Source organism: Pseudoalteromonas sp. SD03 (assembly GCF_040937955.1).
In the GTDB taxonomy this organism is placed as follows: domain Bacteria; phylum Pseudomonadota; class Gammaproteobacteria; order Enterobacterales; family Alteromonadaceae; genus Pseudoalteromonas; species Pseudoalteromonas tetraodonis.
On sequence record NZ_CP162514.1, the window covers coordinates 664,664 to 684,331 of the forward strand.

The 19,668-nt window shown below is 38.7% G+C and carries 16 protein-coding genes; 6 read left to right on the forward strand and 10 right to left on the reverse strand.

Going from position 1 to position 19,668, the window contains the following annotated elements:
- Positions 1-88 precede the first annotated feature (88 nt).
- Both ABZP26_RS03135 and ABZP26_RS03140 read left to right on the forward strand, forming a co-directional pair.
- Positions 89-1,060, forward strand: a complete 972-nt coding sequence (locus tag ABZP26_RS03135) for an aldo/keto reductase family oxidoreductase (RefSeq protein ID WP_368485357.1) — start codon at positions 89-91, stop codon at positions 1,058-1,060.
- A 56-nt stretch (positions 1,061-1,116) separates the two neighbouring features.
- A complete protein-coding gene (locus ABZP26_RS03140; protein WP_013464132.1) occupies positions 1,117-1,293 on the forward strand; it encodes a hypothetical protein in 177 nt (58 codons plus the stop codon).
- 81 nt (positions 1,294-1,374) lie between these two features.
- Here ABZP26_RS03140 and ABZP26_RS03145 read toward each other — a convergent pair whose 3' ends face one another.
- Positions 1,375-2,688, reverse strand: coding sequence for a peptidoglycan DD-metalloendopeptidase family protein (locus tag ABZP26_RS03145; protein WP_013464133.1), 1,314 nt, complete (start codon positions 2,686-2,688; stop codon positions 1,375-1,377).
- Between the two features lie 490 nt (positions 2,689-3,178).
- On the opposite strand from ABZP26_RS03145, the gene tyrS reads away from it, so the two are divergent.
- Positions 3,179-4,378 (forward strand): tyrosine--tRNA ligase, encoded by a 1,200-nt coding sequence (gene tyrS / locus ABZP26_RS03150; protein ID WP_028834382.1) that lies wholly within the window; start codon positions 3,179-3,181, stop codon positions 4,376-4,378.
- A gap of 39 nt (positions 4,379-4,417) precedes the next feature.
- Here tyrS and ABZP26_RS03155 read toward each other — a convergent pair whose 3' ends face one another.
- The 4 genes from ABZP26_RS03155 to folE2 form a co-directional block, all read right to left on the reverse strand.
- Positions 4,418-5,380 (reverse strand): cobalamin biosynthesis protein, encoded by a 963-nt coding sequence (locus ABZP26_RS03155; RefSeq protein WP_368485358.1) that lies wholly within the window; start codon positions 5,378-5,380, stop codon positions 4,418-4,420.
- Positions 5,381-6,088 (reverse strand): 5'-methylthioadenosine/S-adenosylhomocysteine nucleosidase, encoded by a 708-nt coding sequence (mtnN, locus tag ABZP26_RS03160; protein WP_368485359.1) that lies wholly within the window; start codon positions 6,086-6,088, stop codon positions 5,381-5,383.
- A 109-nt stretch (positions 6,089-6,197) separates the two neighbouring features.
- Entirely contained in the window at positions 6,198-6,794 is a 597-nt protein-coding gene (locus ABZP26_RS03165; RefSeq protein ID WP_368485360.1) for a DUF2726 domain-containing protein, read from the reverse strand.
- 102 nt (positions 6,795-6,896) lie between these two features.
- Positions 6,897-7,817 carry a GTP cyclohydrolase FolE2 gene (gene folE2 / locus ABZP26_RS03170; RefSeq protein WP_138563598.1) on the reverse strand — a complete coding sequence of 307 codons (921 nt, stop codon included), beginning with the start codon at positions 7,815-7,817 and terminating at the stop codon, positions 6,897-6,899.
- Between the two features lie 207 nt (positions 7,818-8,024).
- Between folE2 and arcB the strand changes: the two genes are divergently transcribed.
- Positions 8,025-10,343, forward strand: coding sequence for an aerobic respiration two-component sensor histidine kinase ArcB (arcB, locus tag ABZP26_RS03175; RefSeq protein ID WP_013464139.1), 2,319 nt, complete (start codon positions 8,025-8,027; stop codon positions 10,341-10,343).
- A gap of 7 nt (positions 10,344-10,350) precedes the next feature.
- Here the strand turns inward: arcB and arcA are convergent, their stop codons facing one another.
- The 4 genes from arcA to trmB all read right to left on the reverse strand — a co-directional run bounded on the left by arcA (position 10,351) and on the right by trmB (position 15,102).
- Positions 10,351-11,067, reverse strand: coding sequence for a two-component system response regulator ArcA (arcA, locus tag ABZP26_RS03180; protein ID WP_008110444.1), 717 nt, complete (start codon positions 11,065-11,067; stop codon positions 10,351-10,353).
- A 459-nt stretch (positions 11,068-11,526) separates the two neighbouring features.
- Positions 11,527-13,131, reverse strand: a complete 1,605-nt coding sequence (locus ABZP26_RS03185; RefSeq protein WP_033102601.1) for an ATP-binding protein — start codon at positions 13,129-13,131, stop codon at positions 11,527-11,529.
- Positions 13,132-13,314: 183 nt separating this feature from the next.
- Positions 13,315-14,340 (reverse strand): methyltransferase, encoded by a 1,026-nt coding sequence (locus tag ABZP26_RS03190; protein ID WP_368485361.1) that lies wholly within the window; start codon positions 14,338-14,340, stop codon positions 13,315-13,317.
- A gap of 36 nt (positions 14,341-14,376) precedes the next feature.
- Positions 14,377-15,102 (reverse strand): tRNA (guanosine(46)-N7)-methyltransferase TrmB, encoded by a 726-nt coding sequence (trmB, locus tag ABZP26_RS03195; RefSeq protein ID WP_024601262.1) that lies wholly within the window; start codon positions 15,100-15,102, stop codon positions 14,377-14,379.
- Between the two features lie 150 nt (positions 15,103-15,252).
- Here trmB and mutY point away from each other — a divergent pair, with 150 nt between their 5' ends.
- Both mutY and ABZP26_RS03205 read left to right on the forward strand, forming a co-directional pair.
- Entirely contained in the window at positions 15,253-16,314 is a 1,062-nt protein-coding gene (gene mutY, locus ABZP26_RS03200) for an A/G-specific adenine glycosylase (RefSeq protein ID WP_028834375.1), read from the forward strand.
- Between the two features lie 33 nt (positions 16,315-16,347).
- On the forward strand, positions 16,348-16,620 hold the full coding sequence (locus ABZP26_RS03205) for an oxidative damage protection protein (RefSeq protein ID WP_013464143.1): 273 nt from the start codon (positions 16,348-16,350) through the stop codon (positions 16,618-16,620).
- 58 nt (positions 16,621-16,678) lie between these two features.
- On the opposite strand, the gene ABZP26_RS03210 is transcribed toward ABZP26_RS03205, so the two are convergent.
- Positions 16,679-19,462, reverse strand: a complete 2,784-nt coding sequence (locus ABZP26_RS03210) for an ATP-binding protein (RefSeq protein ID WP_368485362.1) — start codon at positions 19,460-19,462, stop codon at positions 16,679-16,681.
- Positions 19,463-19,668: the final 206 nt, after the last annotated feature.

Below are 19,668 nucleotides of genomic sequence, written 5' to 3' on the forward strand. Positions count from 1 at the left end.
TAAAATTTAATGTTTTAGATTAAGCGGTTTCTTGTATAGGGTTTTTTGTTTAAAGTAATCACTCTTCATTTTTTAAAAGGGCTGTCAAATGTTACACACTCCGCTGGCAAAATATTTACCCAAGGTTAGTAAGCTTGTATTTGGTTGTATGGGTTTAGGAGGTGCTTGGAATAAAGACGCCATCAACAGTGGGCACTTAAAGCAAGCTCATTCATGCATAGACGCAGCATTTGAAAGCGGGATTAACTTTTTTGATCACGCTGATATTTATACCTTAGGCAAAGCTGAGCACGTTTTTGGTAAAGCGTTGGCTGAGCGTCCTGAGCTCAGAGAACAAATGTATATTCAGTCTAAGTGTGGTATTCGCTTTGCTGATGAGAAAAACCCGCAGCGTTATGATTTTTCTGCTGATTGGATTGAGCGTTCTGTTGAGGGCTCACTTAAACGATTAAATACCGACTACTTAGATGTGCTTATGTTGCATCGCCCCGATCCATTAATGGAGGTGGAGGAAGTTGCGCAAATATTTAGCTGTTTAAAAGAAAGTGGCAAAGTGCGTCATTTTGCAGTTTCTAATATGTCTCAACATCAAATAAGGTTTTTGCAGCGCGCTTTAGATATGCCAATTGTGGCAAATCAAATAGAGGCCAGTTTACAAAAACATCAGTGGGTTGATGAGGGCATTTATGTGGGTAATGCCGATGGCAAAGATATTAACTTTACCCCAGGGTGTGTTGAGTATTGTCGTGAGCATGACATTCAAATTCAGAGTTGGGGCAGTTTGTGCCAAGGTTTATACTCAGGCGGTGACCTATCAAAAGCGTCAAAAGCGGATGTAAACACGAGTATTTTAGTTAGTAAGCTTGCCGTTTTATATGGCACAAGTGCAGAAGCTATTGTATTGGCATGGCTACTTCGCCATCCTGCATCGATTCAGCCAATTATAGGCACAACTAATGTAGATCGTATTAAGGCATCGAGTGATGCAATTAATATTAATTTAAGTCGAGAGCATTGGTATGAGTTATATATTAGCGCGAAAGGCTGCGCTTTGCCGTAAGTTAATACCCGTTTCAATATTATTTAAACGAATTGGTATAATACAAAGGTGTTGATATGAATATATTTGTCATTTTAATTAGCTTAGTGATTGCTTTGGTGATCATTATTCCTTTGCTAGAAAAGTACCAAAGTAAAATGGGGCTAGAGGGTGCTACCAAATACAGCAAGTATATTTGGCCATTAGTCATGATATCTTTGGTTGTGCAGCTAATTTATGTACTTGTAAATTAAGTTTTAAACTTAAATGTCACACACAAAAAAGCCTTTGCGGGTAACCCCAACAAAGGCTTTTTTATTTAATCAGTGAAGTGGTTATCTAAGTGCTAGTTGTAGCTCACGATTACGCTCTAGTTGTGCGATAAAGTTATCAGCAATAGGCTTAAATTTAGCAAGCTCTGAACGAGGTAATGGTTCAGACTTAGGTAGTTTTACGGTTTTAGGGTTACGGTGAACGCCGTTAACTAAAAACTCATAATGTAAATGCGCACCGGTTACACGACCAGTTGAGCCAACAGTACCTATTTTTTCTCCCTGTTTAACCTTTTGCCCTGTTCTGACTAGGCGCTTGTTAAGGTGTAAATACTTAGTAACATATTGAGTACCATGGCTAATAAATACGTAATTACCATTATATTTGCTATAGCCTGCTTTAATTACTTTACCATTACCCGATGATACAACTGGCGTGCCTGTGCGTGCAGCGTAATCAATGCCGCGATGTGCTTTCACTTGTCCTGTAACAGGGTGTAGGCGGCGAGGGTTAAAGCTTGAACTAATATATTTGAAATTAACAGGCGCACGCAAAAAGGCTTTTTTCATACTACGGCCTTCAGGGGTGTAAAAGTTACCGTCTGTGTGACGAATAGCGGTGTAACGCTCACCTTGGTTTATAAATTCAGCGGCAATAATTTTACCGGTGCCAATAAACTCACCGTCAACAAAATGAGACTCATAAATTAAGCCAAATTCATCACCCTTGCGAATGTCGTTAGCAAAATCGACGTCCCAACCAAATATATCGGCAAAGTTCATGATTTGGCGTTCACTTAAACCTGCTGCAATTGCAGAGGTCCAAAAGCTACTTGAAATTTCCCCACCGGCTGTTTTGCTCAGTGTTTCTATTTCTTTGCTGTCAATTGAGGTGTCGTATTGGCCTTCGTCATTAAGTGTGACGAATAGCGTATCCGTTTTAGAAATAACGTAGCGTAATTGAGCTAATGAACCGTCTTCGGCGGTAGCAAAGCTTAACGTTTCACCTGGGTGAATTTTAGTTAGCTTACGTGTTTCAGCGTTGGTGTTTACAAGTTTATGCAGCGTTTGCGCAGAAAAACCGGCACGCTTAAAAATAATCGCTAAGTTGTCACCATTTTTAACTTGGTGATCGACAAAATCATATTCTGGAAGTTTTTGTGCTGCCTGCTCTGAATTTAGGTCTGTGAGTTTTTCGTTCTCACCTACTTTAATTTGTAATTCATAGCGCTTACCAATTTCTAGTGTGTTTTCACTATTGTCTTTGGATGCAGTGGCTTTTTCAGAAGGAAGAAAGGCTAAGGCAACAATAGCAGAAACCAAACCTAGAATAAGCATTTTGTGTTTTTTGGGGAGCGTGTTAACCACGTGAACCATAACGTGCCTTTTTCTGCTGTCAAGATAATAAATAGGTTATATTGCAGGATATAACGAATAATCTGTGAATACTAGTATTTTGTAGATTTAAACTCGAGTTAAATTAGGCTAAAATCATAGGGTATTCAGGCTGTTTGTGTTTAAAGTTGAACTGTTACACTATTTTATATTCTTGGATACTTTGCTTTTTCATCATAATGTTAAATTAGCTTATAAAACGGTTTAATTACGAGAAGTGATTAATTTGTAAACTGTTTTTAGTTTGTGATAAACACTTTTGGCGTATTATTAATCGCTCGTTTATATCCCCTTTTAGAACGTACACCCTGCATTTTAGTTGGTGCTGCGATTAGTTAAAAAAGTTGTTCTAATTAGGTGGAAATTTGTTATGTTAGCTAAATAGTTTTATTTGCTTTGTGATAACGCGCTAGCAATAAACCGTGAGCATATTACACCCCTTCGTTGTCAGAATTTTTTGGAGTAACACACAGTGGATTTACAAACCGCTCTAGCAGAGATAAAACGCGGTGCAGAAGAGATATTAATTGAAGATGAGTTGGTTGAAAAATTAAAGTCGGGGAAAAAGCTAAAAATTAAAGCTGGTTTTGATCCTACGGCTCCAGATTTACACCTAGGTCACACTGTACTCATTAATAAAATGAAAACCTTTCAAGATTTAGGTCATGAGGTTATTTTTTTAATTGGTGATTTTACCGGTATGATTGGTGATCCAACGGGCAAAAATGTGACCCGTAAACCACTTACACGTGATGACGTGCTTGCCAACGCCGAAACCTATAAAGAGCAGGTGTTCAAAATTTTAGACCCGGCTAAAACAACCGTCGCTTTTAACTCTACATGGATGGAGAAATTAGGCGCTGCGGGGATGATAAAATTAGCCGCGCGTCAAACTGTGGCGCGTATGCTTGAGCGTGATGATTTTAAAAAGCGCTATGCTGGCGGTCAATCGATTGCGATTCATGAGTTTTTGTATCCACTGGTGCAAGGCTGGGATTCAGTCGCATTAGAGTCAGATGTTGAGCTAGGCGGCACCGATCAGCGTTTTAACCTATTAATGGGTCGTGAGCTGCAAAAAGATGAAGGTCAAAAACCACAAACAGTATTAATGATGCCTTTACTTGAGGGAACTGACGGCGTTCAGAAAATGTCGAAGTCACTCGGTAATTATATTGGTATTACTGATACGCCTTCAGATATGTTCGGTAAAATCATGTCAATTAGTGACGTACTCATGTGGCGTTACTACGATTTGCTAAGTAGCCTTTCTATTGAGCAAATTGCAGCGCAAAAACAGCGTGTAGAGCAGGGCACTAACCCGCGCGATATTAAAATTGAATTAGCTAAAGAGCTAATTGCGCGTTTTCACAGTGAAGCTGATGCGCAAGCTGCTCATGATGACTTCATCCAGCGTTTTCAGAAAAAAGCCTTGCCAGATGAAATCCCTGAGCTGACAGTTAATATTGATGAAGAGTCAATTTTAATCGCTAACTTACTTAAAGAAGCGGGCTTAGTGGCGAGTACCTCAGAGGCCATGAGGATGATCAAACAAGGTGCTGTAAAGCTTAACGGCGAAGACAAAATTACAGATACCAAATTGGAAATTGCAAAAGGCACAACGGCTATTTATCAAGTAGGTAAACGCAAATTTGCAAATATCACCGTAGCTTAAAACTTCGGACATTATAAAAACCAGCTACGGCTGGTTTTTTTATGTGAACTTAAAAACGAGAACAGCCTTAATAACTTCAACGCTAATAATAATCAGAAGCCAAAAAAAGCGAGTTTGGTTAAGTGTATTGAGTAGTTGTGGTACGTCATCGGCGTTGGGAAGACGCTCTACACCGACACGCATTTTATTAAAACGCTGTGTATTATAAATAGCAGGCCCACCAAGTTGTACCCCCAAAGATGCAGAACATACACTAAGTAACCAGCCTGTATTGGTTTGATAGAAGTGTCGGCCATAATGCTTAATATAATGCATGCTTTTTTTACTGGTCTTTAGTGAGGCAATTGTCAGCGCGAGTAAACGTATGGGAATGTACTCAACAATAAAAAGAACCAGTTTAAGCGGCATCAAAAAAGAGCTGTTAGGGGCTATATCACTTCGCCACGCCTGTTGAATTAAAGTGATTAAACGATAGGCGAGAGCGGCGACGGGGCCCAATACTAAAAATATGAAAATTACCACAAAGTAATGACGCGCCGTTCTAAGTATGACACTTTCCATAATGGCTTTAATGATCCCGGGGCTTGAAAGTGCATTAACTTCACGGGCTACTAGTGGCTTTAATAATTCGCGTGCTGTCGATTTTTGACTTTTTTTGACTAGCCTAGCTATGCGTATCGCTTTTTTATTCAGGCTACTGTTTTCTAGGCATAAATATAAAATAAGACCTGATAACAGCTCGGGGTAAAAGGCAAACTGAAGCAGTAAAACTACAATAATAAGCACAGTACTAAGTATAAGCGTACTTGCCATTGAGGCTGCTAAATAATGATATTGCTTGGTGTCTGTTTTTTTATAAATACGCTGGCTTATAGCGCTAAAAATAGCAGAGAGTATGTGGTTAGGATGATACCAACTTACTAAAGGTAAAAAGCGCTCAGCAAGGAGCGCACAAATAAATGCAATAAAGTCCAAATGATTTTGAACAATATTATTGAGCATTTACAGCGTAACCGCCGTTAATTTCTCAAGTAAAGCTACGACCATTTTTGATGAATTTATAGAGGCTGTTTCTAAGTATTCTTCAAATGATTGCGGCGACTCTTTGCCTGCAATATCAGACATTGAGCGAATAACAACAAATGGTGTATTAAGTGCAAAACACGTTTGCGCAATTGATGCACCTTCCATCTCTACTGCTAGCATTGTAGGGAAGTCACTGCGTGCTTTTTCAATACGAACAGGGTCGCACATAAACGAGTCGCCAGTGCAAATTAAACCAACAAGGGTTTTTACTTCACTAATTTGTGCAATTGTTTGCTCGGCTGCTTCTACAAGTTTAGGGTGAGCAGTAAAACCTGCTGGCATTTGTGGTACTTGGCCAATTTCGTAACCAAACGCTGTTACATCAACATCGTGATGACGTACTTCAGATGAAATTACTACATCGCCAACGTTTAGTGATGGGTCGAATCCACCGGCAGAGCCTGTGTTAATAACACAATCTGGATTGAAGTTATCGATAAGTAATGTGGTTGCGATTGTCGAAGCGACTTTACCTATACCTGATTGCACTAAAGTGACGGTATTGCCTGCAAGCTCGCCTGTGTAAAAAGTAAAACCAGCCTTGGTTAAAACTTGTGAATTTTGCATCGCCTCGCGCAAAATTTTAACTTCTGGCTCCATTGCGCCAATAATACCAACATTCATAGTGTTAAATTCCTGAGTTTGAATACGGTGATTATACTGCAAAAAATAACGTGGGGTAAAACAAACAAAAATGCGAGCTTAAAAAGCCCGCACTTTATAAACTTATTGATTATATTTCAGCAAGGGCTGTTGATTGTGCCTTTGCTTGAGAAGGAGATAGTACCGCCGGTTTATGAACTCTAGCACGCGTAGGTCGTGAAGGTTTAGATGCCGCTGGCTTACCTAATTTAAACATAATTGCATCGCGTACTTCGCTTGGGCGGTAGCCTGCCTTCACTTTCATACGAATATGTGGAATACCTGCGGCTTCCAATGCGCCATTAACAAACCAGTCGCGCTGTGCTTTGTGGCCATCTTTATTGGCGTTATTAACTAAGTCAACCGCAGCCACTATGGTCATTTTTTCTTTATCTACTAAAACAAAGTCGAGCTGCTTATTTTTTGCTTTAGCCATTGCCGCACGTTTAGATTTAACAGACAGGCCTTGTTTACAGTCAATCACATCGATTAGTTTAACGCGACTAACAATTTTATATTGATCGCCAACAGCGCGCTCTAATAAATTCAGAAACGCCCCTTCTACTTGGGTAAATACACTTTGCTTACGAGTAAAAGGATAAGGGTTTCCGCCGTCATCATTAAATTTTGACGCAACGATAGATGCCCCAACAACTAGCACTAATATTAATAATAAAGCGAATTCCATACGGTAACTCCATAACAACAAATTGACACTGCTTTTCTAAAGCAATTTATGTGCCCAAATAGTTGTTATGGTTGTTTTATTAAGGAAGGGGGATGAGCACTATTATGCTTTATAACCGCCTTCAATACCTTTTACGGCAATCGCAACTGCATCATGAGCATGTAAAGACTCATAATGGTTAATTTGCAGGAAGTAATCGGTAAACTCTTTTGACTCTAACGTCGTTTTAATTTTTCGTGCTGCGTCTTCACAAAACATTAAATTTTGACCGTTTAAGCGAGCAAACTCTTGTTCGTCTTCACGTTTTACCGCAGCTTGTACTGGTGTTTTTAGCTCATCTTCTAGTAAGTTTATTAAGTTAACCACATCAAACTGTTCAATGTTATTTGCTAATTTAACTTTAACATTAGCAATTGAACGCTGTGAATGCGGGGTTGCTACAATGCCTTGAGTTGTTCCAAGCCACTCTAAAACTTCTGATTGAGTGAGTGTTTCTTGAGAAAACTTTTCGCTGAATGCGTTTTGAATTAATTGGCGAGCCAGTGCTGCAGAGCAGGGGCAAGTTGATGAATAAGTCACATCAACGCTGAGCTCAAAACTAATAACGCCTTGATTTATAGTGCTGGTAAGTACAATGGGATAGCTTTTCCAACCTGCTTTACCACTAAGTAATGACTTACGGCGTAGCGGCAGTTCAAATTTAAATTCAATGTGTGCTTTATCACTTAAGCCTTCATGACTGGTGATAAAGGTATCTAAGGCTTGTGCTAAGGTTTGTGGATTGACCTGTTGCTCAGTTGAGAGGTGATCCAACGCTAAAAATAGTCGCGACATATGAATGCCTTTAGCATCTTCTTTGTGTAAATTAACAAAGGCGCGTGCTTTTGCATTAACGGTAACTGGAGCTAAATCAAGAGATTCAAAAATAAAAGGCAGCTCTATATCGCCCATACCTACCCAGTCTAATTTACCTGTTTGTAATGCGGCAGCCGTGTTAGCAATATCTGGCATAGTTTTTTGCATGATACGTTACTCGTTATTTGCAATATTTAAAACGCCGCATTTTACACTAAATAAAGATTTGCTGAAATGCAGCAAATAACACCAAACATGAAATTTTATTGTTTTTGTCGCACAACATGAAAATAGCTGATAGAAAATGCTAAAATTAGCCTTTAACCTTGAAAGGTCAACAGACCCTAAGCATTTAGCTAAGAGAAAAACTGATATATGACTGATTCTTCTTTGAACCCGTGGGTTCGAGTTCTTTCCAGTTCAATAACTCGTTTTGGTGAGTTTAAAACTGCTGCTATTTGCTATGCATTATTACTAACAATATCGCTGGTTTTATCAAGTATGTTTTATTACGTCGCCATAGGCGAAGTAAACTTGGTTGATATACTGGCCGTAGTATTTTTTACCTCGGTTGTTTCTCCTTTAGTTATCAGCATATTATTAAACTCTATTCGGCAACTTGATGCCTCTTATGCTTATTTAGATAGTGCCACAAAACAAGAGAAGCTTTTAAATCAAACCCTCAAAGACAATATTAACCGCTTAAATATTGAAATTGACGAACGTAAAATGGCTTTTCATGCCAAACATCGAGCAATAGAAGAGCTCAGGCGTGAAATTGCAGAGCGTAAAAAAACACAACAAGAACTCGCACAGCAAGGCATGTTACTGCGCTCAATAGTAGACTCCTCGCCGGATTTATTTTATTACCGCGATAACAACGGGGTGTTTGCCGGTTGTAATAAAATGTTTGAAGAGGTAATGGGCAAAACCAGTGGCGAACTTATTGGTAAAGCCGCAGAAGAAATATTTCCAAGCCACTTTTTATCAGAAGTACTCAGAACCGATGAGCAGGTTGAGCGTACGCACCAAGGTTTAACTATAGATGTGGAGTACTCAGTAAACGGTGAAATTAGGTGGTTTGAATTGCGTAAACTTCCCTTTATTAATGAACAAGGGGATTACATTGGTTTACTTGCGTTTGGCCGTGATATTACCAGTCGTAAAGAAGCTGCGCAGGCACTGGAAACAGCTTATAAAGATAAAGGGAAATTTATTGCCACATTAAGCCATGAGTTACGCACACCGCTTAATGGTATTGTGGGCTTAACGCGCATGCTACTGGATACCGAATTAAACAAACAGCAACGCAGTTGGTGTAATACCGTGTTTTCAAGCGCCGAAACGCTAGGTAACATATTCAACGATATTATAGATTTAGATAAAATTGACCGTGAGCAGTTAGATATTGCCGCCAACGAAATTAATGTTTCGGACTTTATCAACGATGTAGTTAACTTTGCAGGCCTTATTGCTGAGCAAAAAGAGCTTTCGTTTGAAGTGAAGCGTTCTGGCATGCTTGACATATATGCTTTGCTTGACCCGACTCGTTTACGCCAAGTGGTGTGGAACTTAATTAATAACGCCGTTAAGTTTACTCAACAAGGGAGCGTAATCTTAGATTGTGCCAGAGAAAACCGTGAAGATGGCCCTTGGCTTATTATTAAAATACTCGATACCGGTGAAGGTATTCCACAAGAGCAACTAACACGCATTTTTGACATGTACTATAAAGCGCCAGATCTTAAAGGCACCAATGCCATTGGTTCAGGTATTGGCTTAGCTGTCACCAAAGCGTTAGTAAGCGCAATGAAAGGCACAATAACGGTTAATAGTACCCCAGGAGAGGGCAGCTGCTTTACGGTACAAATTCCGCTGAATTTATGTAGTGCACCTACCGAACATAGTTATGTTGGGCGTAGCTTATATATTTTATTAGTGGAGGATGTGCCACTTAATGCTGAAATTGCTACTAACCTACTAGAGCAACGTGGACACGAAGTGCTGTGGGCTGAAACGGGTGAAGATGCTTTATCGTTTGTCGAAACTGAAGATGACTTAGATTTAGTATTACTTGATATGCAGTTGCCTGATATTAATGGTGACGAAGTGGCAAGACAAATTCGCGCTCAAAGTCATTTTGATCAGCTACCAATAGTGGCATTAACGGCCAATGTACGCAGTGCTGAAGAGGAGCTTGAGGGTATTTCTATTCAAGGCGCACTAGCTAAACCAATAAACACAAGCAAGTTAGATAATATGCTCGCTGAACTCTTTGGCATTAAGCAAGCGCAAACCGAGGCTCCTCAACGAGTGGTCAATCAAGCGTTATTAAATCAAATTAATACTGACTTGTTGGATGTTGAAACCATTGAAGACTTTGTAAATTCGATGGGTGTTGAAGTATTTAAACGCAGTAGCCAGTTGTTCGCAAAGCTAAATCCGCAGTACCAACAAGAGCTATTAGCTTCGTTAAACGCTGCTGATAGAGAAGAGTACAAATCGGTTGCGCACAAATTAAAAGGTGCGGCAGGTTCGGTGGGTCTTAATGATGTTCAGTTGCATGCAAAGCAAATGGAGCATGGGGCGCTGGAGCAAAGTGACGAAGTGTTAGCTGTGTGGCTTGAGGAGTTAACAGATAAAATAAATGAAGGACAACAGGCCCTTCATTTATTTTTACAGCAATTAGAGTAATAACTAATTAGCTGTCGATTTTACCAATGAAACGGTAACCTTCACCATGGATGGTGCTGATTAACTCAGACGTTGAGTTGTCGCTTTCAAAGTGTTTGCGGATACGACGAATTGTTACGTCAACCGTACGGTCGTTAGCGCGAAGCTCTCGGCCAGTCATGTGCTTAATTAGTTGCTCACGGCTAAATATACGACCCGGAGAGTCAAGCATTAAACGCAGTGCTCTGTATTCGCCTTTAGGTAGACGTTTCGCGTCTCCGTTTGGAGAAGTAAGGCAACGACTGTTTTCGTCAAGTTCCCAACCGTTAAAGGTGATCACGCCATTTGTTTCAATAGCAGACTCTTCACCACCTAATGCAGTACGCGTAATTAAGTTACGAGCACGAATAGTTAATTCACGCGGGTTGAAAGGCTTAGTAATATAGTCATCAGCACCAATTTCAAGACCTAAAATACGGTCTACATCGTTGTCACGGCCTGTTAAGAAAATAAGACCAACTTTGCGTTTTTGGCGTAATTCGCGAGCTAAAATAAGCCCGTTTTTACCTGGCAGGTTGATGTCCATAACTACAAGATTGACGTCATCGTTATTTGTAAGCTTATCATGCATATCATCGCCATCAATGGCTTCAATAACTTTGTAACCTTCGGCTTCAAATAAACTAACGAGGTTTAGTCTAGTTACGTCTTCATCCTCTACGATCAGAATGACTGGCGTTTGCATTTTTAATTAACCTTTTTGGAGTGTGTTTTATTTTAAAATCGGTGTGATCATCAAAACCGACTACTAGAATTATAGGATTATATCTAAATGTTAACAAGTAAAAACAAATTAGATAAAAACAGCTGCGCGCCCAAACCTACTTTGACGTATTATTAAAAACCGCGGCTTAATTGATACTTAACGTTGGATGTATAATTTGAATTATAAAGTCGAAGCCATTTCCCTTTAATAATTGATACATCCATCAACCACCTAAAGATACTTAAAATAATCAGACTAATTCAAAACGAAATTATATCACTTTACAATTTTTCATCAATGTATGTGATATGTTAAACACAATTAAGTTCATTAATTGTGTGAAAATACAGCATTTATGGTACAACTGTTCAATGAGTGCTGTCTTAGTATGGTCATAAAGTCGTAATTCAAGAGCAGACAACGGATTTATTTCACTTTTTAAAATAGCGTAATAATAAATCGTGCTCCTGATTGATACTCAGTATCTAACACAATCTCTCCAGCCAAAGCCTGGGTCACTAAGTTGTAAACTAAATGCATGCCTAAACCACTGGCTCCTTGACCGCGTTTTGAAGTAACAAAGGGGTCAAAAATTTTCGCTCTTATGTTGCTCTCTACACCTAGGCCGTTATCGGTGTAGGTAATTTGTGTTTTTGTGTTTGTTGCCACAATATCAATTTGCACTACATTGTCACCGCCAGCTACAAATCCGTGTAGTAGGGAGTTTAAAATTAGTTGATGGAAAACTTGCTGCAGTGGCCCTTTTTTACTTTCAACGGTTAAATCTGCTGGACAATTTATAAGAACTTTAGGGTTTTTTATTCTTAACTCTTGCCCCATAGACAATAATGTATCGTTTATGAGCTGCTGTAAGTGAACGGTGCTAGTGATTTCATCATCTTTAATCACGGCCACTTTTTTAAAGTTAGAAATAAGCTCTGCGACACGGTTTAAACTACTGTAGATGAGGTCTAAGTTTTCAATGCCATCGTTAGTAAATTGCTCAAATTGACTGGCAGTCAATGACTTATTTTGAAAGTTAATTTGTAGCTCCGCGAGTTTATCCCTTAGTAAAGTAGAACCGGTGATCCCAAGCCCTATAGGGGTATTTACCTCATGAGCTACACCTGCCACCATTTGCCCTAATGAAGCCATTTTTTTGTTTTCGACAATTTGAGTTTGGTATTGGTGCATCTTTTCAAGTGTAGATAGCAACTCTTTATTTGCTTCTCTGAGCGCGATGGTTCGTTGGCTTACTTTTTCTTCAAGATTTGAGTTTAGTAGCTTAATTTCTTTTTTATCTTCTTCGTGGCGCTCTATTTGTCTCTGTGTTCGCGCCAGCATTACATTTAAGCTGTTAGAAAGCCGGGTTATTTCAGTTAAGTTTGTTAAAGGCGCCCGGGCGTAGTAGTTATGATTTTTAGCTATGTTTTGCAGTAACAAGCTTAAGTTTTCTATTGGGCTGGCTATCCTTTTTTGTAGCCTTAAAATAATCAAAGAGATGAAGATAAGTATTAAAGCGATAATGGCAATATCAATTATAATTTTTTTAGTGATAAGCTTATTTAAGTTATCCAAGCTGCCCCTAATATACACATAACCCAGTAACTGATCATTATTGAGTATTGGAGTAATGTACTCAATAAACTCATCACCTACTTGGGGTTCTATAAAGTCGTTAATACTGTCTGTTTTGATTGGTACAGGTGGCGATTTTCGGGCATTAAAACTGGTAAAAAATACTGGTTTTCTTGTTTGCTCATCTAGCGCATAAATATGTAAGTTTGTAACCGATGAGACTTGTTGAAGAAGCTTTAACCGCCTTTCTTCTGCAGGTCTATTTTTATTTAGTAATGACGGCATTGCATCAAAGGCAATGATCTCTGACACCAGCACAAGTTTACTAATGAGCTGCTTTTTTTGCTCTTGTGTACTTAAGTAAGTAGAAATAGAAAGAGATAATAGCAAACAGATGGCTGTTATAAGCATGATGGTTTTAAACAATATGCTACGAATGCTATTTTGCTCTACAGTTTTAGGCATTGCTAGAGGGTCATCCGTGTCAATTGTGAATGTAATAAATACTAGTTTAGCAAAAACAGGAAAAAGTGAAGCAAAAAGATTAGCTTAATTACACTATTTATTCTTAGTTAATCTACGTAATAAAGTAAATATGCGGCTAATATACCGCATATTTATGTTTTGATAGGGGATTAATAATAAGTTTTAGCTACTGTATACAGCAAACTTATTATTCTTAAACACCGTTTGATAACTATCAAATTGGGCTTCTAAAATAGGTGGATATTTTAAAAAGCTATTAGCAACAATAGTGAGCTTACCTGTTTTAGTTAGGTGCTGTTTGGCATTATTTAAAAACGATTCGGCCACTGTGTAGTCGGTCGCAATACCGGTATGAAATGGTGGGTTACTAATAATTAAATCAAACTTACCTGCAATGCTGTTTAAACCATCGCTCAGTACGGCTTCACCATTAACGTTATTAAGTTTAAGCGTTTGTGTTGTTGCATAGGCAGCCAGTGCGCTTACATCACTACATGTAAATGTAAGAGCCGGATTTTTTAGCCCTAAAAACGTAGCAATAACCCCCGCGCCACAACCAAAATCAAGAGCGTTACCATGTTTTATATTTGGTGCATTTTCTAATAGCATTTTAGTGCCTGCATCAAGGCCGCCATGGTTAAACACGCCAGGAATACTTACAGCAGTAAACTCAATATCACTTACGTTTACCACAAACTCTTTGTGGTAAGTACTAATATCAAATGTTGAATTCAGGGTTATTTCTGAAAATGAATATAAAACGCAGTGTTTTGCAGAGTCAATTTTATTACTAAACGCCGTTTTATTGGCGAGTTGCTTTTCAATTGATTTTACACCGCTTTTGTTTTCGCCAACGACTAGCAGCTCAGCTTCTTTACTTATCACTGCGCGTATGTTGTCTAATGCCATTAATAGCTCGGGCTTAGACTTGGGGTAATAAAGAATTACTAAATCATATTCACCGGCGTTAATCGTGTGATTAACTTCGACATTTATACCCGATATGTTTTTAGCAAATTCACCATTTGCATGGTTATAGCTAAAAGCCGTTATTTTACTTTGTGGGTTGAGCGTTTTTAGCTCATTTAAAAAGCCATCTTGAACAAAGTTGACCACCAATATTGATTTACCTTTTAGCTCCTCGCTGTTGCGAAGTAATAATAGGCTCGGATTGGTTAATACGCTCATAAATGGCTTTACCTTACTTGATTATTTAATTAACGGTTATTTAGTACGTTCGAACATTAAATCCCATACGCCATGGCCTAAACGATGGCCACGTTGTTCAAACTTAGTCAGCGGACGTAAATCAGGACGAGGTACATAGTCGTTAGTCTCTGATTGGTTTTTGTAACCAGGTGCTGCTTGCATTACTTCAAGCATATGCTCTGCATAGTTTTCCCAATCGGTTGCCATATGAAAAACGCCGCCAATTTTTAATTTAGAACGTAGTTTTTCTGCAAACTCAGTTTGTACAATACGGCGCTTATGGTGACGCTTCTTGTGCCATGGATCAGGGAAGAACAATTGTAAGGTCGATAAGCTTTCATCACTTATACAATCTGCAAGGACTTCAACGGCGTCGTGTTCAAATACACGAAGATTAGTAACGCCTGCTTCGTCGGCATCCATTAAACACGCGCCAACGCCTGGGCGATGCACTTCTATACCGATAAAGTTAAGATGTGGTGCGTTTTTTGCCATTTCAACCAATGACTTGCCCATACCAAAGCCAATTTCTAACACTACATCATTGTCATTGCCAAATACTGCGTTTAAATCAAGCAGGCCGTTTTTATGCTCAAGGCCCATTGTTGGCCAGCATTTTTCGATTGCAGCGGCTTGGCCTTTGGTTAATCGGCCTTCGCGTTTTACAAAACTACGAATAGTGCGGATATACTTACCTTCTTGCTTAGCTTGCTCAAGGTTGTTGTTACTTGATTCACTCATATTATTGGCCTGACAAAACAATGTGTTTAAAAATGGTTGCGTATTATCCCTGACCCGCACAGGGTTGACAAGCTCTAGGGCGTTATAGCTTGATCTTTTCAACAACTACAATAGACTGAGCCGCCATTAAGCATTAGTAAAAAAGTAAATATGTTGGATTTAAAAAAGCAGCAGTCTGATTGGTTTTCTAACCAAGTAGTTGATTGGTATCATCTCCATGGGCGCAAAACATTGCCATGGCAATTAGCTAAAACGCCTTATAAAGTGTGGGTGTCTGAGGTGATGTTGCAGCAAACCCAAGTTGTGACTGTTATTCCCTATTTCGAAAAGTTTATGCAAAGCTTTCCCGATATTATTGCTTTAGCAAATGCTGATGAAGATCAGGTTCTGCATCACTGGACTGGTCTAGGTTACTATGCACGCGCGCGCAACTTGCATAAAACGGCCAAAATAGTGCGAGACAAATATCAAGGCCAGTTTCCCAGCACACTTGAAGAGGTAATGGATTTACCCGGAATAGGACGCTCCACTGCGGGTGCTGTTTTATCTTTATCTTTGGGGCAGCATCATCCTATTCTTGATGGCAATGTAAAAAGGGTGCTTGCACGATTTTTCATGGTTGAAGGTTGGTATGGCGTCAAAAAGGTAGAAAATCAGCTGTGGCATTTAAGTGAACAACTCACCCCTAAAAATAATGTGACTGAGTTTAATCAAGCTATGATGGATTTAGGGGCAAGCCTTTGTTCACGAAGTCGTTTTGACTGTGAAGCATGCCCATTAAAAACACAATGTGGTGCTTTTAATGCGGATAAGGTTAAAGCGTTCCCACATTCTAAACCTAAAAAAGCAGTGCCTAAAAAAAGTTGTCATCAGTTAATTATTAAACATAACGACAAAGTACTCATGGAAAAACGCCCAAGTAGTGGCATTTGGGGGGGATTATTTGGATTTTTTGAATTTAATGAGCACAGTGAGCTCGATACTTTTTTAGCACAGCAAGGGCTAAAAAGTGAGCTTGAGATATTAGCGCCTTTTAGCCATGTGTTCTCACATTTTGAGCTAACCATAAACCCACATGTGCTCAATGTTCAGCAAATCCCTGATGTGGTGAACGACAAGCAATTAATATGGTATCCACTTGATCAATCAATAGAGGTGGGTTTAGCTGCACCGACTAAAAAGTTGGTTAAACAAATGAGCCCAATAGGTTAAACTAGCAGCATTTAGCGTTAGAGAGAATAAATCATGGCACGTACTGTATTTTGTCAAAAGTTACAAAAAGAAGCTGAAGGCCTTGGATTTCAACTTTATCCTGGGGAAATTGGCGAAAAGATTTTTAATAATATATCTAAAGAAGCATGGGGACAGTGGCAGCATAAACAAACGATGCTGATCAACGAAAAGCATTTAAATATGATGGACCCAGAACATCGTACCTTTTTAGAAGAGCAAATGGTTGGCTTTTTATTTGAAGGAAAAGAGGTTGAGATTGAAGGCTATAAGCCAGTAGAAAAATAATCGTTAAAAAAGGGCTATAAAAGCCCTTTTTTGTTGTGCATACCTATGAACAGTTTAGTTAAATCAAGTCATCTTGTTGATCGTGGTTTCTAATTTGTTCTTTTAAAAATTGTGCTGCTCTTGAATATTCAATTTCGAGCTCATCTCTCATCTCAATTAACTCATCGGCATTGATTTCATCAGCCTTACACTTATCCTCAAATGACTGCGCTAAATCAGCCACAATATTAGCCCCCACTGTTTTTGATATAGATTTCAATTGATGGCAGGCAGCTATAATTTCACTTTGACTCTTTTGTAGTACCGCAAAGTTGATTGATTTAATTTGTTCTTGGCTTTGCTCTAAATACATTTTAAAGAAGCGAATTTTTTTAGCATCATCGCCATTTATATATTTGTTGGCAGACTCCATGTTAATAGGCATGGCTGGCTTTTCAGCTGAGCTAATTTGTTTTGGCTGTTTATTATCTATATCGCTCCATTGATTTAATATGTCCTCAAGCGCATTTAACTCAATCGGTTTAGTTATAAAGTCATTAATTCCCACAGCTAAACAGCGCTCTCTTTCGCCTTTTAAGGCATTGGCTGTTACAGCAATAATATAAGGTTGAGCGTCGATTGCTTCTAACAGTGCCGCTTCTTCTCTAATCTTTTCAACCATATCGTAGCCAGACATTTTCGGCATATGTAAATCGGTTAGGATGAGCGAATAGCTGTTTTTACGCCACATCTCTATGCCTTCCTCACCATTATTCGCTACTTCCACACTATACCCTAATATGTGTAACTGCTCGGTAAGTACTTCTTGGTTTAATAAGTTATCTTCTACCAGTAAAACAAGCCTATTTGCAGCGAGTGCTTCTTCTGAATTTAAGTAATGATTCATGCTTTTAGCTTTTTTTATTTGCTTAGGTTTATGTAAGCCCGCCGCAACCAAAATTGAAAGCATAAAGTTAGATTTACACAGTGGTGAAGCATTAATATAAAAAATATTTTCATGATTAATAACGGCTTCATCTAGCTTACTTAATACCACCATTTGCTGATTATTATCTTCTAGTGAGTAAAGTAAACTTCTTAGCAAAGTGCTAATACTGCTCATGTCGTCAATACCATCGACAACCCAAATAATATCCTTTGTGTCTTGATGATCTTCTATATCTTTTTGCTCATGGGCATAGGTTATTTTGGCACCCATGAATGACAAGTAACGATAAATTACCTTGCCGCGTTCAGCATTGTCACTAACAACAACAACATGTTTATTATTGAGTGTATTTTTATGAGCAAATTCAGTTTTACCTGCCGTTGAAAAAGGCAGTTCAACGGTAAACTCACTACCAATCCCCTCATGGCTTGTAACATGTATAGTACCAAGCATTAGCTCGGTTAAGCTTTTACAAATTGAAAGCCCAAGTCCTGTACCGCCAAATTCTCGGGTAATTGAGCTTTCAGCTTGAGTAAACGGGCTGAATATTTTCCTTAATTGAGACTGACTCATTCCTTTACCGTTATCAACTACACAAAAACGGAGTGTAAAATGATCGGCAGTGTTGTGTGCAACTTCAACCGATATTTTCACCCTACCTTGAGTAGAGCCGTTAGTGCTGGTAAATTTAATGGCATTGCTACATAAGTTATAAAGTACTTGGCGAACCCTGACTGAGTCGCCCATAAGGTTATTAGGAATATCCGGTGCAATTGATAAATCGAGTTCTAGGTGACGGTTTTTTGCAACAGACGATAACACCTTTGCGACTTCTTCTAGCGTATCTGCAACAGAGAAGGGAGTCGGGTCTATATTGAGCTTTCCTGCTTCAATTTTAGAAAAATCCAAAATATCATCTAAGATACTGAGTAACGAAAATGCAGATTCACGAATAATTGTACTTAAACGTTGCTGTGCACCATCAAGTTCTGTTTGACGAAGTAAATCAATGGTACCGATTACACCATTCATTGGTGTTCTTATTTCATGACTCATAGTGGCTAAAAAGGTGGTTTTAGTTTCACTGGCTTTTAGCGCTTTTTGCGTTTGTTTCTCTAACTCAAAGGTTCTGCTTTGTACTTCTGTTTCAAGGCTTGTTTGTAATTTTTTTAACTCTTTTTTTGCCGCTTGATCGTCAGCTTGAACCTTACTCACCTTTTTGAGTAATAAATTAACTTGTTGAGCTACCGTTTCTAAACCACCCTCTAGTTGCTCATTTAGGGTGCTTTGATAGTTATCATTTTGCGTAATTTCTTTTAGTTCTTGAGTAAGTGAATCTGTATTTTTATGTAATCGCTTGTTAATGTATTTATTCAACATGAATGCTAATACAAACAGCACCACCAGTGCAGCAAAGGCTACAACATAGGCATTTAGTGGTGAGTGTTGATTTGATGGTGTAACTGAGGGCTGTGTTTGCTTAATAATAAGCTCTCCAATTATCTGCCTCTCTGATGAGATTAAATGATGAAGAGTATTTTGTTCTTTAATATGTTTATTAACAGCTAAAGGCGCAATTGCTTTACTGTTATTGCTATAAACTAACTCGGCTTGATTATTGGCATTAAAACGGTGGAGCGTATATTTATAATCATCATTGAGTAAGGTGGTCATATCGAGTAATTGCGTGACCTTGTCTTGCTCGTATATTGTTAATGCTTCTGCTAAAGGCTGATCAAGACGCTCAGCAAGTTTTGTTAACGATAAAGTAGAGGTTGGAGCAGATGCATTGTTATCAGCATTACTTTGTGAATAAAGCACAAAGGCGACTACAAATAATGCGGTTATTATAAGGTTACTAACTAAGAATAAAGGTAGTAGGCCTTTTATTGCTGAAGAGGGCTTGCTCTGCATGAGTTTTCCTGTGGTCTTATTATTAAAACGGTAAGCCTGTACCGAAAGTTATTATTCAATCGTAACACCTAAAAAAAATAATTCACTACGTTTTTTAAACTCTTTTGTTGGATAAATACACTGTATTAACGAAAATAGCCTCGAGTTGTTTGAAAACCGTTCAAACGATTATAAAGAATAAAAAAAAAGTTGACTTGTAGGGGCAA